Annotated in this window: 14 protein-coding genes and 1 riboswitch; of the genes, 3 read left to right on the top strand and 11 right to left on the bottom strand. The window is 54.0% G+C overall.

What is annotated here, in order from left to right; all coding sequences use genetic code 11:
• Window positions 1-23: 23 nt before the first annotated feature.
• A riboswitch (TPP riboswitch) is annotated at window positions 24-243 on the bottom strand.
• A gap of 37 nt (window positions 244-280) precedes the next feature.
• Window positions 281-1,936 (bottom strand): HTH-type transcriptional regulator SgrR, encoded by a 1,656-nt coding sequence (sgrR, locus tag ABLV07_RS19215; RefSeq protein ID WP_015704384.1) that lies wholly within the window; start codon window positions 1,934-1,936, stop codon window positions 281-283.
• Window positions 1,937-2,023: 87 nt separating this feature from the next.
• On the opposite strand from sgrR, the gene sgrT reads away from it, so the two are divergent.
• Together sgrT and ABLV07_RS19225 are read left to right on the top strand one after the other, a co-directional pair.
• The gene (gene sgrT / locus ABLV07_RS19220; RefSeq protein ID WP_348853711.1) at window positions 2,024-2,176 is read left to right on the top strand and encodes a glucose uptake inhibitor SgrT; all 153 of its coding nucleotides are present in this window, start codon (window positions 2,024-2,026) and stop codon (window positions 2,174-2,176) included.
• 160 nt (window positions 2,177-2,336) lie between these two features.
• Entirely contained in the window at window positions 2,337-3,521 is a 1,185-nt protein-coding gene (locus tag ABLV07_RS19225; RefSeq protein ID WP_015704386.1) for a sugar efflux transporter, read from the top strand.
• Between the two features lie 43 nt (window positions 3,522-3,564).
• On the opposite strand, the gene ABLV07_RS19230 is transcribed toward ABLV07_RS19225, so the two are convergent.
• Entirely contained in the window at window positions 3,565-4,875 is a 1,311-nt protein-coding gene (locus ABLV07_RS19230; RefSeq protein ID WP_015368270.1) for an MFS transporter, read from the bottom strand.
• Window positions 4,876-5,105: 230 nt separating this feature from the next.
• On the opposite strand from ABLV07_RS19230, the gene ABLV07_RS19235 reads away from it, so the two are divergent.
• Complete coding sequence (locus tag ABLV07_RS19235) at window positions 5,106-6,002, top strand: LysR family transcriptional regulator (protein WP_042893987.1); 897 nt, start codon at window positions 5,106-5,108, stop codon at window positions 6,000-6,002.
• 37 nt (window positions 6,003-6,039) lie between these two features.
• Here the strand turns inward: ABLV07_RS19235 and aroD are convergent, their stop codons facing one another.
• The 9 genes from aroD to leuL form a co-directional block, all read right to left on the bottom strand.
• A complete protein-coding gene (gene aroD, locus ABLV07_RS19240; RefSeq protein WP_015704389.1) occupies window positions 6,040-6,795 on the bottom strand; it encodes a type I 3-dehydroquinate dehydratase in 756 nt (251 codons plus the stop codon).
• A 30-nt stretch (window positions 6,796-6,825) separates the two neighbouring features.
• Window positions 6,826-8,040 carry an MFS transporter gene (locus ABLV07_RS19245; RefSeq protein WP_320886032.1) on the bottom strand — a complete coding sequence of 405 codons (1,215 nt, stop codon included), beginning with the start codon at window positions 8,038-8,040 and terminating at the stop codon, window positions 6,826-6,828.
• Window positions 8,041-8,050: 10 nt separating this feature from the next.
• Window positions 8,051-8,914 (bottom strand): shikimate dehydrogenase, encoded by an 864-nt coding sequence (locus ABLV07_RS19250; RefSeq protein WP_015368266.1) that lies wholly within the window; start codon window positions 8,912-8,914, stop codon window positions 8,051-8,053.
• An 11-nt stretch (window positions 8,915-8,925) separates the two neighbouring features.
• Window positions 8,926-10,959 carry an FAD-dependent oxidoreductase gene (locus ABLV07_RS19255; protein ID WP_348853709.1) on the bottom strand — a complete coding sequence of 678 codons (2,034 nt, stop codon included), beginning with the start codon at window positions 10,957-10,959 and terminating at the stop codon, window positions 8,926-8,928.
• Window positions 10,960-11,328: 369 nt separating this feature from the next.
• Entirely contained in the window at window positions 11,329-11,934 is a 606-nt protein-coding gene (gene leuD, locus ABLV07_RS19260) for a 3-isopropylmalate dehydratase small subunit (protein WP_015704393.1), read from the bottom strand.
• 10 nt (window positions 11,935-11,944) lie between these two features.
• Window positions 11,945-13,345 carry a 3-isopropylmalate dehydratase large subunit gene (leuC, locus tag ABLV07_RS19265; protein ID WP_015368263.1) on the bottom strand — a complete coding sequence of 467 codons (1,401 nt, stop codon included), beginning with the start codon at window positions 13,343-13,345 and terminating at the stop codon, window positions 11,945-11,947.
• A 2-nt stretch (window positions 13,346-13,347) separates the two neighbouring features.
• Window positions 13,348-14,439, bottom strand: coding sequence for a 3-isopropylmalate dehydrogenase (leuB, locus tag ABLV07_RS19270; RefSeq protein WP_015368262.1), 1,092 nt, complete (start codon window positions 14,437-14,439; stop codon window positions 13,348-13,350).
• Window positions 14,439-16,010, bottom strand: a complete 1,572-nt coding sequence (leuA, locus tag ABLV07_RS19275; protein ID WP_015368261.1) for a 2-isopropylmalate synthase — start codon at window positions 16,008-16,010, stop codon at window positions 14,439-14,441. Before leuA ends, leuB begins: the two co-directional genes overlap by 1 nt.
• A 93-nt stretch (window positions 16,011-16,103) precedes the next feature.
• Complete coding sequence (leuL, locus tag ABLV07_RS19280) at window positions 16,104-16,190, bottom strand: leu operon leader peptide (protein ID WP_020079614.1); 87 nt, start codon at window positions 16,188-16,190, stop codon at window positions 16,104-16,106.
• Window positions 16,191-16,472: the final 282 nt, after the last annotated feature.

The raw sequence follows: 16,472 nt of genomic DNA on the forward strand, positions 1-16,472 counted from the left end.
TCAGTATATGGGGAGGCAAAGGATTTTGAGTAGGCCTCAAATCCCTTCGCCGGCGTTATCCGGATCAGGTTCGACGGGTATTTTCTCAGCCCATACGCTTCATCCTTCAAGCCGCATCTGGGTTAGCTTCGCGCGTTCACCCCAGTCACATAGTTATCTATGCTCCAGGGGATTCACCCGCTTGCTGCCTTGATGCAACTTGAATGATATTGCGTATGTTTATTAGCACCCCGTTGAGAACGGCGATAGTGTAATGATTTTGTTAGATGACGCAAAGCATTCAGGGCTCCGGCGGGGCGAACCACGCCGATTTAAAGTCGAACCAGCCGAGGGTGTTCATGCGCACGCCGCGCATACTGCGCTGGCCCTGAATCATTAGCCAGTGGTGGATCAGCGGTACAATATGCTGCTTCTCCAGCAGTTGCTGGCTCCAGGTCGCCGGGTTGAACTCGCCTGCGCGCCAGCGGTTGGCGTCTGCCTCCCAGTCGATGGGAATGCAGTGATGCATCAGCGGCACTTCATATAAATAGGCGAACAGGGAAAAATCGATCGGCAACGTGAAATTGACGCTGTTGAGCCAGATATCGCTCACCGTTTCGCCGCGATGCCAGTCGTCGTACTCCAGCTCCTGAATGTTCAGCCTCACCTGATGTTCCGCCAGCAGCGCCCGCATGATCCCGCCAATGACCCGATGTTCCACATGATCGCGATAGTAGGTGAGGGTAACTGACTCCAGGCCGGCTGGTTTATCGCAGGCGTGACTGCGGGCGTGGTGCCAGCGCGGCAGCAAGCCGTAGGCCGGGAACCAGTTGCCTTGATAGTGCTCGCCGGCGTGATACAGCAGGTTGGCGGGCTGGAACAGATAACTTAACCAGCGGCGCACGTCATCATTGCCGCCCAGCGGGCTTCGACTATCAAAGAGCAGGTAATAGCACCCCTCTTCCAGGCGGCTCTCTACGGCTTTTTCGCTCTCGGTATTGCCCTGCAGGGTTAAGCCGCCGTTGGGTTCTTCGCTAATTTCCGGCAGCACCCAGACGTTAACCTCATCGATCAGCGCCCGATAGCCGAAGTACTCTTCGAAGGCATGGATTTTCAACTGATTTTGATTATTGCGCGCGACCGCGTAAGGGCCGGTACCGATAGGCATACTGGAAAAGTTCTCCATCGTCCGCCATTCCTGCGGCAGCGCCATCGCCGGGACCTGGCCTAACAGCCAGGGCAGCCAACGATCCGGCTGGCTAAGGTGAATATCCAGCGTCCAGGCGGTCGGCGAGACGATGCGCTCGATATGGGAAAATAGCGGCAGTTCGCTGCTGCGCTGTAGCGAGGAGATAACGTCGGCCATCTCCAGCTCCCGGCCATGATGGAAATGAATGCCGGGACGCAGGAAAAAGCGCCAGTGGTTAGGCGAAATTTGCTGCCAGTGGTGGGCGATATCGGCCTCCAGTTCCCCATTTTCCTCATTTACCCGCGTCAGCGCGCTAAAAATTTGCCGTGCGATGTGGGTCTCCGAACGGCGCAACGCGCTGCCGGGCAGCAGATTCTTCATCGGCCGATAGTAGAGCACGCGCAGGATGTGGCGCCCCTGGCGGAAGCTGCGGCCAAGATGGGAGATCAACATCTGTCTGACCGCGGTTTTATCGCCAACCAGTTGCACCAGCTGATCGATGCGATCCTGCTCCAGTAGATCCTCGGCGCGCTGCTGCTGCAGCGCCAGACCGGTATAAAGGAAGGTCAGTCGTGAACGCTTGCCGCGCCCGGCTTCGGATTCCCAGGCAAGCCAGCCGCGCGCTTCCATCAGATTAAGCAAGGTGCGCATATGGCGGCGCGAACAGCTGAGCATTTCCGCCAGTTCGTTGAGGGTGGTCTGCTGCGACCTGCCGTCGCAGCATTGCCACAGGCGGATGAACTGTTGTTGCAGACGACTGGAAGGCATAAAAGAGGAACTCCTGACGAAAACTCAGCAATTTATCAGTTCCTATATTAAGCCAATAATGGACCTCGATGAAGTAAGGAGATGAATATGACGAGGTCAACCACTAATCAGTTCTATCAACGGTACTTTTCTGCGACGCAGGGAGCGTCCTGGCTGGCCCGCCAGTTAGCAGGTAGGCAGCAGAAAATGCTGGAGGAATTGATGCAGTGGGGAGTTACGTCGCCGACCTCCGATCGTTGACTTGCCGACATCATGTGTGACTGAGTATTGGTGTTATACTCGCCATCTTCAGGCTGCAAGCGCATTGGCTGCAACTCGAAATCCAGAGTATTGAATCACCCGCCAGCAGATTGCTTCTGCTGGCTTTTTTCGTTTACTTCGCGTGTGTTAAGGATATTTCATGCTGTGGTTGATGACGATGGGGCGACGGCTAAACGGCGTCTACGCCGCCTTTATGCTGGTGGCTTTTATGATGGGGGTGGCCGGGGCGCTGCAGGCGCCGACGCTTAGCCTGTTTCTCAGCCGCGAAGTCGGCGCGCAGCCGTTCTGGGTTGGCCTGTTTTATACGGTGAATGCGATTGCCGGTATCCTGGTGAGCCTGGCGCTGGCCAAACGATCCGATAGCCGCGGCGATCGTCGGCGGTTAATTATGTTCTGCTGCCTGATGGCAGTGGGTAACGCGCTGCTGTTCGCTTTCAACCGCCATTATCTGACGCTTATTACCTGCGGCGTCATGCTGGCTTCGGTCGCTAATGCGGCAATGCCGCAGCTGTTTGCCCTCGCCCGCGAATACGCCGATAGCTCTGCCCGCGAAGTGGTGATGTTCAGCTCGGTGATGCGCGCCCAGCTGTCGCTGGCGTGGGTCATTGGCCCACCGCTGGCTTTTATGCTGGCGTTGAATTATGGCTTTACGACCATGTTCTCCATTGCCGCCGGGATTTTTGTCATCAGCCTGGCGCTGATTGCCTTTAAGCTGCCTTCGGTGGCGCGAGTGACGCAACTGCAGGAAGGCAGCAGCCTGCCGGAGCTGGAAGGCGGCTGGCGCGATAAAAACGTGCGCATGCTGTTTATCGCTTCTACGCTGATGTGGACCTGCAACACGATGTATATCATCGATATGCCGTTGTGGATCAGTAGCGATCTTGGCCTGCCGGATAGTCTGGCGGGGATACTGATGGGCACGGCTGCCGGTCTTGAAATTCCGGCGATGATCCTGGCTGGCTACTACGTTAAGCGTTGGGGTAAACGCAAAATGATGGTGGCGGCAGTCGCCGCCGGCGTGCTGTTCTATGTGGGGCTGATTATGTTCCATGGCCGCACGGCGCTGCTGGCGCTGCAGCTATTCAATGCTATTTTCATCGGTATTATCGCCGGGATCGGCATGTTGTGGTTCCAGGATCTGATGCCGGGGCGCGCCGGGGCGGCGACCACGCTGTTTACCAATAGTATCTCCACCGGAGTTATTCTGGCCGGAGTGATTCAGGGAGCGCTGTCGCAAAGCTATGGTCACGGTAGTGTGTACTGGACAATCGCGGCGATTTCTCTGCTGACGCTGTTTTTGACCAGCCGGGTTAAAGATATTTAAGTCATCTCCCGCGCCGGCCATGCTGGCCCGGCGCGGGATAGCGTTACTTCAGTACGATTCGCTTGATGTCGCCGATAATAAAGATGTAGGCAATCACCCCGATCAGCGCGGTCACGCCAACGTAAATGAGGGCGTAAAAGAAGTTACCGGTGGCTGATATAATCACGCCAATGATGAGTGGCGCAATAATTGATGCCAGGTTGGCGCAGAAGTTAAATATACCGCCGGTCAATCCAGCCATATTATCCGGGGCAATATCAGATATTAACGTCCAGCCCAGACCGACCATTCCCTGACCAAAGAAAGCGATCGACATAATAATAATCACCGTCGAATTCGCGCTGACCCAATTGGCGGCGATAATGCAGCTGGAAAGGAGTAATCCAGAAATTATTGGAAGTTTTCGGCTTATATTTGCCGAGCCGGTACGCTTAAGTAGCCTGTCGGAAAGCCAGCCGCCGAAGATGATGCCAACCGCGGCGGCCAGGAAGGGCCAGGTGGCGAAAAAACCTACATGAAGCCACGGTAGATGGCGTTCGTTGGCCAGATAGGTTGGAAACCAGGTGAGGAAAAAGACCAGCGTGGTGTTACCGGCAAACTGCCCCAGGCTGGCGCCGATAATTTGTCGGCAGCACAGTAGCCGCCTGGCATCACGCCAGTTAAATGGAATGTTTTCACTCTTATTGGCAATCTGGTTGGCGCCAATATAATCCAGTTCTGCTTTATTTGCTGTTTTCGATTCATGTGGCTCATGATAAAAACGCCACCATACGAAAGTGAATAAAATTCCAAGCCCTCCGGTCAGAAAAAATAAGGTGCGCCAGCCGTGGTGTTCGAGGATTAAAAATAACAATGGCGAGAAGGCGGCTAACCCAATGTATTCACCAACCGTATAAGTTGCGGTAGCCCTGGCCCGTTCATGCTGGGGAAACCATTTGCTGACGATGCGGCTATTGGCCGGAAAGCAGGGGGCTTCACTGACGCCCAGGCCCAGACGCAAAAGGAGCAAAGATTTCAGCCCCAGAGAGAAGCTTTGCAGCAGCGTAAACAGAGACCAAAAGAAGATGGAGAGGGCGTAGGTCAATTTATTACCGAATCGGTCTAAAAACATGCCGCCAGGAATTTGCGCCAGCGCATAAGTCCAGGCAAAAGCGGAAAAAACAATGCCCATCATCGCCGGATCAATATGGATTTCAGTGGTTAATTTTGGAGCAACGATTCCAAGAATGGTACGATCGAGATAATTAATCATCGTACCCAGCGATAACAGCGATAAAATAAAAATACGCGTTCTGCTTCTTTTTAGCGTGCCGGGCGATGATGCCAGACTCCCTTGAGCGTCAGGTATGCACATAAAGATTTCCTTTAAAGTTTAAAATATTTTTGCATGTATTTATGCATGCAGAAATACTCTAAGGATTCATAGACTGGGTCTATGAATGGCAATGCTTTGTTACGCACAAAAGGAAATATCAAATAATATTTGATGTGAATCTGATATTGACTCGTTGTAGCGTATTATCAACCTGCCGCATGGTATATTAAACGCAGTGGTCTTATTCTTATATTATACGGACAAAAATAATGAACCTGAAGCAACTTTATTATTTTAAGCGATTGAGCGAGACGGAGCATTACACCGAGGCAGCATCCAGTCTGTTCATTACTCAACCCTCGCTAAGCCACGCCATATCTGAGCTGGAGAAGGAACTTGGCGTGGCGCTGTTTGCCAGAAAAGGACGCAACGTCAAAATTACGCAAAACGGTAAACGTTTTTTGCCCTATGTGGAGGATGCGCTCGCTTCTCTGGAGAACGGGCGTCTGACGCTGCAAAACAATGATAGTGAAAAGAAAGAGAATATTCGTATCGCCTTTATTTATACGATGGGTGAATCTGTTGTTCCGCAGTTAATTAATAAATACACTAATTCACCTTCCAGTCACAAGGTGACTTTTTCCTTTACGCAAGGCACTTCGCTTTCGTTATTACAGGCGTTAAAGGCAGGAAAAACCGATCTGGCGATTTGTTCATATATTGCCGATGAACCCGAAATCGACTTTATTCCTATTATTCAGCAGGAGTTGGTGGTGGTGACCGCGAAAGATCATCCGCTTGCCCGGCTGTATGATAATGAGGTCGATTTGGTAGAGACGGTTCACTATCCCTATATCTATTTTTCAGAGAACAGCGGTCTGCGGCCTTTTATTGATAATGTCTTTATGCAACAAAAACTGGTACCGGATATCGCCTGCTACGTCGATGAAGATACTGCGATGGCGGGGCTGGTTAGCATCGACTATGGCATTGCGATTATGCCGAGAATCTCCGCACTGGCAAATTATAACGTGCGCATTCTGAAGATTAAAAATGCGATCCCACCTCGTTATATTTACCTCGCAACAATGAAGGAAAGGGTACTTTCCTCAGCGATTCAATCGTTTAAAAACGTCATCATTAACGATAGCCAGAGAATCAACTGAGCAAGCGCCCGGAGACTGGCTCCGGGCAGCCTGTTTATCAGGACAAAATGTCCATTAGTTCGCGCAGCTTAGCGATGGCTATTTGGCCCGGCGCGGAGGCCTGGCCGACGGTGCCAAAGGTCATCGCTGAACCGAACAAGCGACCGGTTACCCGGCTAACGCCGCCGGATTTGCCCATCGACATGGTGATCAGCGGGCGCGTCGCATACTTCTCTTTCATGGTCAGCGTGGCGGAAAGCAGAGTGAGAACGTCCTGAGGCGTCTGCGGCATCACCGCGATCTTCGGCAGATCGGCACCCAGATCCTGCATTCGACGCAGTCGATAGATGATATCTTCCTGCGCCGGTGTTTTATGGAAATCATGGTTGCTCATGATCACTTTTACGCCGGCCTGATGGGCGTCGTTCACCAGCGCGCGAATTTGCGCTTCATCGTTAAACAACTCGATGTCGATAACATCGACTAATCCGCTTAGCGCCGCCTGGCGGTTAAGTTCAAAATACGCTTCGTCGCTGATTTCCGTTTCGCCGCCTTCTTTCTTACTGCGGAAGGTGAACAGCAGCGGGAGTGCTTTCAGGGTATGACGGATTTCCGCCAGTGCGGCCAGCACCTGGGGGATTTCCCGGACGTGAGTAAAATGGTCAACGCGCCATTCGATAATATCAGCGCCCGCGTCAACCAGGCCTTGAGCATTAGTCAGCAGTTCATCCAGCGTTTTTCCGATCAGCGGTACGCAAATTAAGGTTTCGCCTTCCTTGAAGGTGATGTTCTTTACGGTTACTGCAGTTGTCATGTAGGTATCCATTATTGTTGTCGTTGAACCTCAGGCGGTGACGGTGGTGCGAGACACTCTTTGCGCCGCGCGAGCCTGAAGTTGACGATAGCCGATGTACAGGGCGATCACAAAGCCGATGACGGCGATCAGGAAATCAAACCACATAATGCTGGCAATGCTAATCTGCGAAAGCTTTGCGGTGATAAGCGGGATCGTGAAGCTCGCGATGCTGCCTGCGGTGTAGAAGATCCCTGTTGCCTTGCCTTTGCCGTTCGGAAAGCTCATTGCCATGATGGTCGCCCCCAGCTGCAGTACCCCGCCCGCGGCGGCAAAGCCGATAATGAAGGCAAAACCGGTAACCATCACCGGTGTCGGGAATAAGCACACTAACAGCAGTGAGACCATCGACAGACAGGTGTAGATGATCATGGCTACCGCGGAACTGAACACCTCTTTGACGAAGGCGGCGGTCACGAAGACGCAGACCAGTGAACCGACGGTATAGATACTCAGCAGCTTGATCGCCGAGGCATAAGGCATACCGACCACGAACTGGCCATATTGCGCCAGCCACTGGCTTACCAGGTAAAAGGTCGCCATGCCGATATAGCCGTACAGGGTAAAGATTACCATGTCCAGTTTGTTGGCTTGCGGTTTAGCGGAAGCCGCTGCCTGCGCCGCGGGGATCTCTTCTTTTTTGGCCGCCTGGCTATCGGGGAACGGCATCTTGAGCAGATAGATTGCGCTCAAGATAAACAGAGCCGCCGCAATCACAAACGACCAGCCAAACCACAGATTTGCCCATATCAGCAGGCTGATAATGAACGGCAGCAGGAACTGCCCTGCGGAAACGAAGGCTTTGATGAGCACGTTAGCGCGGCTGGCGGAGTGCGGGAAAGACTCCATCAGCGCCGGATAGGTTCCGGAGTCGAGGAAGCTGTTCGCCAGACCAGCCATGATGCCGAACACGTAGGCCAGATAGATATTTTTGGTCAGCAGAATGCCGACGAAGAAGATCAGATAACTCAGGATCCCTAGATAGATAAAAGGCTTACGACCAAAGCGATCCGACAAAAAGCCGGTCACGATCGTCGCCAGCTTACCGATACCTAATGAGGAGATAACGATCGATACGCCGGCAGCGTCTGTTCCCCACTGTACCTGAAGATGGGCCATGTTGAGGGTGATTAACAGCACCCCCATGCCGTGGATCAGGTAGTTGAGATACAGCCCTGCCGCAGTAGGGATGTATTTATTTTTCATCTCTGGCCTCTTAGAACAGAATGCTCTTGACGTATTCAACCGGCATCTCTTTGCCCGTCCAGATTTCGAACGCGCGCGCGCCTTGCCACAGCATCATTCCCAGTCCGTTGAGGGTCCGGCAGCCTTTTTTCTCCGCCACTTCCAGCAGATAGGTTTTACGCGGGTTATAGACGACGTCGGAGACAATCAGATCCGGGCGCAGGAAGCTGTCGTTTGGCAGCAGCATTTGGCCTTCGAAAGGCTTCATACCGACGCCGGTGGCGTTGGTGAGGATCACGCTGCTGTCGATTTCGGCGCGCAGCTTGGCATGATCGTCGAGATCGAAAAGGTGGATCTCGCAGTCGGTGTTATCGCGGATCTTGGCGACGGTCTGCTCGGCATTGGCGAAGAACTTGTCTTTGCGGTTGAAGATCGAGATGGCCTTCACGCCGTCGAGCGCGGCCTGTACGCTGATGGCGGTAGCCGCGCCGCCTGCGCCGAGGATGGTCATCTTTTTGCCGATGATATCGATACCAGCCTCCGACAGCGCGCGCATATAGCCGGTGCCGTCGGTAATGTGGCCGGTTAACACGCCATTATCGTTGACCACGGTATTGACCGCGCCGACCAGCTGCGCCGCCGGCGAGAGCTTATCGAGATACTGGCAAATTTCGGTTTTATTCGGCATTGAGACGTTGTAACCGCGCAGCTTCAGCGCGCGGAAACCCTGTACGACATCTTTTAGCTCCTGGTTATCGACTTCGAACGCCAGGTAGGCGTAATCCAGGCCAAGATGGGCAAAGGCTTCGTTGTGCATAGTCGGCGACATGCTATGACGAATCGGGGTAGCGATTAAGCCAATCAGTTCGGTATGACCGGTAAGACGTTCTGCCATGATAAATATCCTCAATATGTTAAAAATGGAATCTGTTGCGCTTCGCGATTGCCGAGTACGCCCATGTCTTCGAGTATCTCCAGCACGTTGCGGCCTTCGCGCACGCCGTCGATAATTCGCCGGGCCGACAGGCTGTCGCCGATATTCATGATTTTTACGTTGTTGGCGGCGGCCCACTGGGCGATGTCGTCGAGACCAGCGCGGTTAGCGCGCATTCCCAGGCAGACAAAGCCGTAGTCGAAGGGAATATCGAACGTGCCGCTGGCGGTACTCACGGTGAAATGGTCTGGCGCTACGGCGGTTAATCGGGTCCGCATGTGCTGTTCCACCTGGTGTTCTTCCAGCATGGTCAACATCGCGTTTTTGGTAATAATGTCGAGGTCCTGTCCCGGCGCGTCTTGCATTTCAATTAGCACCGTCTCGGCGCCGCGCGCGGAGAAGTATTCAATGACGTCCAGGCCGACGGCGCCGCCGCCAACCACCACGATGCGTTTACCTGCGGCATCGGCAAAGGTGTCCAGATTGTTTATCATTCCGGTTATCGAGAACAGGCGACCACCTTCGGCGTCAATGTTCTCGCGCAGGCCGTCGATAGGCGGCAGCAGAGGAACCGAGCCGGTGGCATTGACGATGAGCTGTGGATGCAGCGCGGCGACTGAAGCGACATCGGCGCGTTTACCGACCTGCAGCATCAGATTGCTTAGCCCGGAAAGGCGGTTTTTCATAAACTGCGGGAAATCAGCGATCCGTTTTTTCTCCGGCAGCAGCGCAATGGTGCTGGCCAGGCCGCCGACGTGGCTTTTCTCTTCCAGCAGCCAGGTGTTGCAGCCGACTTCCGCGGCGGTACAGGCGGCTTCCATTCCGGCCGTGCCGGCGCCGATCACCACGACGTTGGTTTCTCGTGAGACACGCTGCTGCTTGTAAGCGTCGCCGTGGAGAATGTCCGGATTGATCGAGCAGCGCAGCGGGCGAGAGCGAGCGATACGGTGATCCGCACAGCCGATATTGCAGGAGATGCATTTGCGCATCAGACGCTCATTGCCGCTTTGTACTTTCTGCACCCATTCTGGCTCGGCAATCAACCCACGACCAATGGCGATCAGATCGGCATCGCCGGTAGCGAGGATATCTTCGGCGATTTTTGGCGAACGAATGTTGCCGGCGATGACCGTCGGCTTATGGAATTTGTCGCGTACCGCGCGAGAGAGGTAGCGCTTCCAGCCGTCTTCCAGCGACATCTGATCGATTTGCAGGTTCAGACTATCGTTCTGCGCGGCAGAGACGTTAATGATGTCGACTTTGTCCTGGCACAGTTCGAGGATGCGCAGCGAATCTTCCAGCGTGTTGCCGCCCTTTAAGAAATCGTCGGCGCTGATGCGCAGGCTGATTGGGAAACGCGGCCCGACGCAGGCGCGAACCTTATCGATAATCAGGCTTAATATGCGGGTGCGGTTTTCGATACTGCCGCCAAATTCGTCGGTACGTTTATTAAATAACGGTGACAAAAACTGGCTAATTAAATAGGAATGGCCGCCATGAATTTCTACACAGTCAAATCCGGCGCGGCGCACGCGCTCCGCGGCGTCGCCGAATTTGTCCACCGCGTGATAAATTTCCTCATGGGTCATTGGCCGCGGAATATTACCGTGCTTTTTCGACGGCGTGCTGGAAGCGGATAACGGCGTCTGTCCATTCAGGCGATAAGCATAAGCCGAAGCGCCCGCGTGGTTCAGCTGAATCGCTACGCAAGCGCCGTGTTTATGAAGGGTTTCGGTTAATTTAAACAGGCGTGGGATATATTGATCGTTATCGATGCGTAACTGCGTTGTACCATTGGAGGCGAAGGGAAAATCGATGCAGATATTTTCCACGGTAATGAGCCCGGTGCCGCCTTTCGCCCGCAGCTCGTAGTATTCAAGCTGTTCCTGCGAGACCTCGCCGTTGAGGGTAGCCATATTGGTGCCCATCGGCGGCATAATAATACGGTTTTTTATGGTCATCCCGTTGATGGTCAGCGGGCTGAATAGGTGAGGATAGTAGCTCATTTAGGCTCTCCACAAGAACGCCCGGCGACCCACGAGGTGATGTAGGCGGCGTGGCGTATCTAAAGTTAATATTTCTCTGTCTGGAAAGATAACGAGCCGGGGAGGGGAAAAATAATGCTTTTTTTTGCGCTGAGCTATAGGGGTTTTCTATGGAGTTAACCGTTAATTCACATATTGCTCGGTTTGTTTTAAATACTTCCGTTGATTATTTACTTGTCATTGTGGATATATACAAAAATAGCCTGCTAATGCCGGTATAAATGCACGATGAGGGATGGGAAGGATAAAATTATCTATTAATTATAGGTATTAATATGCGCCTGAGAGGGGCAAAAAGAGAAAGCCCGGCTTGTTCACCGGGCTTGAAGATTAGTTCATAAAGGCGGGCTGTTGGCGTTCGTAGGCGGAAATCGCCTCTTCATGCTGCAGCGTCAGGCCGATGCTATCCAGGCCGTTGAGCATACAGTGGCGGCGGAAGTCGTCGATTTTAAAGCTGTAGGTTTTATCCCCGGCTTTAACCACCTGCGCTTCAAGGTCTACTTCAAAGCTGATGCCCGGGTTCGCCTGTACCAGCTTGAACAGCTCGTCCACCTGCTCATCGCTGAGCGTCACCGGCAGCAGTTGGTTATTAAAGCTGTTGCCGTAAAAGATATCGGCAAAGCTTGGCGCAATTACCACTTTGAAACCGTAATCGGTCAACGCCCACGGCGCGTGCTCGCGCGAGGAGCCGCAGCCGAAGTTTTCACGCGCCAGCAGGATAGACGCTCCTTTATATTGCGGGAAGTTCAGCACGAACTCCGGGTTCGGTTGCTGCCCCTGGTCGTCGAGGAAACGCCAGTCGTTAAACAGGTGCGCGCCAAAGCCAGTACGCGTCACTTTCTGCAGGAACTGCTTTGGAATGATCGCATCGGTATCGACGTTTGCGGCATCCAGCGGAACCACCAGGCCAGTATGTTGGGTAAATTTCTCTGCCATGATGGTCTCCTTATTTCAAGTTACGGATATCGGCGAAATGGCCGGTAACCGCTGCTGCCGCGGCCATCGCCGGGCTGACTAAATGGGTGCGTCCGCCGCGGCCTTGACGGCCTTCAAAGTTACGGTTGCTGGTAGAGGCGCAACGTTCGCCGGGATTCAGGCGGTCGTTGTTCATCGCCAGGCACATGGAGCAGCCCGGTAAACGCCACTCAAAACCGGCGTCGATGAAAATCTTATCCAAACCTTCGGCTTCCGCCTGCGCTTTCACCGGGCCGGAGCCGGGAACGACCAGCGCCTGTACGCCCGGCGCCACTTTACGTCCTTTGGCGATTTCCGCCGCCGCGCGTAAATCTTCGATTCGCGAGTTAGTACAGGAACCGATAAAGACTTTGTCGATCGCGACCTCGGTCAACGGTACGCCAGATTTCAGACCCATATAGGCCAGCGCTTTTTCGGCGCTGGCGCGCTCGACCGGATCGCTGAACGACGCCGGATCCGGGATAATATCGGTAACCGAGATGACCTGGCCTGGATTGGTGCCCCAGGTGACCTGCGGCGCAATCTCTTCCGCCTGCAGCGTCACCACGGTATCGAAGGTGGCGTCATCATCGGTTTTCAGCGTTTTCCAGTATTCCACCGCGTCGGCGAAATCCTGGCCCTTCGGCGCGTGCAGGCGGCCCTGCACGTAATTGAATGTCGTCTCGTCAGGCGCGACCAGACCCGCTTTGGCGCCCATTTCGATTGCCATATTGCACAGAGTCATACGGCCTTCCATGCTCAGATCGCGAATGGCTTCGCCGCAGAATTCGACGACATGGCCGGTACCGCCGGCGCTACCGGTTTTACCAATGATTGCCAGCACAATGTCTTTCGCGGTAATGCCCGGCGCCGCTTTGCCACGGACTTCGATTTTCATGGTCTTCGCGCGCCCCTGTTTCAGGGTCTGAGTCGCCAGCACATGTTCAACTTCAGAGGTGCCGATACCGAATGCCAGCGCGCCGAATGCGCCATGGGTCGCGGTATGGGAATCGCCGCACACGATGGTCATCCCCGGCAGGGTGACGCCCTGTTCCGGGCCCATCACGTGTACGATGCCCTGGAACGGGTGATTTAAGTCATACAGCTCAACGCCAAATTCTTTGCAGTTCTTAATCAGTTCCTGCATCTGGATGCGGGCCATTTCGCCGGAGGCGTTGATATCTTTGGTCTGCGTCGAGACGTTGTGATCCATGGTGGCGAATGTTTTACCCGGCTGACGCACCTGGCGGCCATGGGCGCGCAGCCCGTCAAACGCCTGCGGAGAGGTGACTTCGTGCACCAGATGGCGGTCGATATACAGCAGCGGGGTTTCGTTCTGCGCTTCGTACACCACGTGCGCATCAAACAATTTTTCGTATAACGTCTTCGCCATGATTACACCCCTTCCGCGACATAGCGGGCAATGATATCGCCCATTTCATCTGTACTGACCGCTGCCGTACCGCGCGCTAAGTCGCCGGTACGAATGCCTTCTTCTAACGCGCGGTTGATAGCGCGTTCAATGGCGCTCGCCGCGTCGCCCGCATCCAGGCTGTAGCGCAGCAGCAGCGCCAGCGACAGGATTTGCGCAATCGGGTTGGCGATATTTTTGCCCGCGATGTCTGGCGCCGAGCCGCCCGCTGGTTCATACAGTCCAAAACCTTGCTCGTTGAGGCTGGCGGACGGCAACATGCCCATAGAGCCGGTGATCATCGCGCACTCGTCGGACAGGATGTCGCCAAACAGGTTGGAGCACAGCAGTACGTCGAACTGCGACGGATCTTTGATAAGCTGCATGGTGGCATTATCGATATACATATGCGCCAGCTCGACATCCGGATACTCTTTGCCAATCTCGTTGACGATTTCGCGCCACAAGATAGAAGACTGCAGGACGTTGGCTTTATCGATTGACGTCACTTTATGGCGACGCTTGCGCGCCGATTCAAAGGCAATACGCGCGATACGCTCGATTTCAAAGCGGTGGTATACCTCAGTATCGAAAGCTTTTTCATGCTGGCCGCTGCCTTCACGACCTTTCGGCTGACCGAAGTAGATGCCGCCGGTCAGTTCGCGCACGCACAGAATGTCGAAGCCATTGGCGGCGATATCGGCGCGCAGCGGGCAGAATGCTTCCAGCCCCTGATACAGTTTAGCCGGGCGCAGGTTGCTGAATAATTTGAAGTGCTTACGCAGCGGCAGCAGCGCGCCGCGCTCCGGCTGTTCGGCCGGCGGCAGATGTTCCCACTTCGGGCCGCCGACGGATCCGAACAGAATCGCGTCAGCCTGCTCGCAGCCATCAACGGTGGCTTGCGGCAGCGGCATGCCCTGACGGTCGATGGCGATGCCGCCCACGTCGTACTGGCTGGTGGTGATACGCATTGAAAAACGGTTACGAACGGCTTCCAGTACTTTCATCGCCTGGTTCATCACTTCCGGGCCAATTCCATCACCCGGCAAAACGGCAATATGATAATTCTTCGACATTACACGGTTTCCTTGTTGTTCTCTTTATTCTGAGCCTGGCGTTGCAATTCTTTTTCGACTTCGGCGGCGCGCCAGATGTTGTTAAGCACATGTACCATCGCTTTTGCTGAAGATTCGACGATATCGGTCGCGAGGCCGACGCCGTGGAAGCGGCGACCGTTGTATTCCACGACAATATCCACCTGACCCAGCGCATCTTTGCCGTGGCCTTTGGCGCTTAAGCCATACTTCACTAAGTCGATGTTGTAGTCTGTCACACGGTTGATTGCCTGGTAGATAGCGTCAACCGGGCCGTTGCCGTTGGCGGCTTCGGTTTTGATGTCATCACCGCAGGCCAGCTTGATAGAGGCGGTAGCGATATCGCTGGAGCCAGACTGGACGCTGAAGTAGTCCAGACGGAAATGCTCTGGCTCTTCCTGCTGTTTATTGATAAATGCCAGCGCTTCCAGGTCGTAGTCGAAGACCTGGCCTTTTTTATCCGCCAGCTTCAGGAACGCGTCATACAGATGATCCAGGTTGTAGTCGCTCTCTTTGTAGCCCATCTCTTCCATACGGTGTTTCACCGCCGCGCGACCGGAGCGTGAAGTCAGGTTCAGCTGTACCTGGTTCAGGCCGATGGATTCCGGGGTCATGATTTCGTAGTTTTCGCGGTTCTTCAGCACGCCATCCTGATGAATACCGGAAGAGTGGGCGAAGGCGCCGGTACCGACGATAGCTTTGTTAGCCGGGATCGGCATATTGCAGATTTGGCTGACGGTCTGGCTGGTACGCCAGATTTCATGGTGATTGATGTTGGTGTGCACGTTCATGATGTCTTTGCGCACCTTGATCGCCATGATGACTTCTTCCAGCGCGCAGTTACCGGCGCGTTCGCCGATACCGTTCATCGCGCCTTCTACCTGACGAGCGCCAGCGTGGACGGCGGCGAGGGCGTTGCCGACGGCGATACCTAAATCATCATGGGTGTGGACTGAAATAATTGCTTTATCAATGTTTGGTACGCGTTCATACAGGCCGCTGATGATGTTGGCGTATTCGAATGGCATGGTGTAGCCGACGGTATCCGGGATATTAATGGTCGTGGCGCCGGCGCGGATAGCCGCTTCAACGACGCGAGCCAGATCGTCGATCGGCGTACGGCCTGCGTCTTCACAGGAGAATTCCACGTCGTCGGTATAGTTACGCGCACGTTTCACCATATAAATAGCGCGTTCGATGACTTCATCCAGCGTGCTGCGCAGCTTGGTGGCGATATGCATCGGAGACGTGGCGATGAAGGTGTGGATGCGGAACGCTTCCGCCACTTTTAAGGATTCCGCCGCCACGTCGATATCCTTCTCAACGCAGCGCGCCAGCGCGCAAACGCGGCTATTTTTGATGGTGCGAGCGATGGTCTGTACCGATTCAAAATCGCCCGGGGAAGAAACCGGGAAACCGACTTCCATTACATCGACGCCCATACGCTCGAGGGCCATGGCGATCTGCAGCTTCTCTTTCACGCTCAGGCTGGCCTGTAACGCTTGTTCCCCATCACGTAAGGTCGTATCGAAAATAATGACTTGCTGGCTCATGGTTGAGATCCTTAATCTGTTGCCTGGCGCCTTGCTTCGAGCATAAAAAAACCCGCGCAATGGCGCGGGTTTAGTGTCTTGCTGGAAGATGACTTAACGCTGAACGTCGCCCAACAGCCTACCGCGCACAATGGATGCGTTTAGTAGTAGTAGGCTGGTGAAGCGAGTGGTGCGAATCATGCGTCATACTCCAGTTGAAATCGATATGCTTTTAGAGTTACTGGATAGCGGTTTTGATGTCAACCCCAGGCAAGATAAAAACTGTTTTTTACCTGTCAGGTGAATTAGCTAATTGTGCTGGATTATCCCTCATTTCGCCGACGATCCTATTTGAGACATTCATCGACTGCTGGAAAAATAAAACAATTAGAAAAAATAATTTTCATTCAAGGACTCAATGTCAATGGGGGATGCCTGGTTGATAAGGTAATGAAACATAAAGTGTTATATGCCTTTTACCTT

It is taken from the genome of Klebsiella sp. CN_Kp097 (assembly GCF_040064495.1).
Taxonomy (GTDB): domain Bacteria; phylum Pseudomonadota; class Gammaproteobacteria; order Enterobacterales; family Enterobacteriaceae; genus Klebsiella; species Klebsiella aerogenes.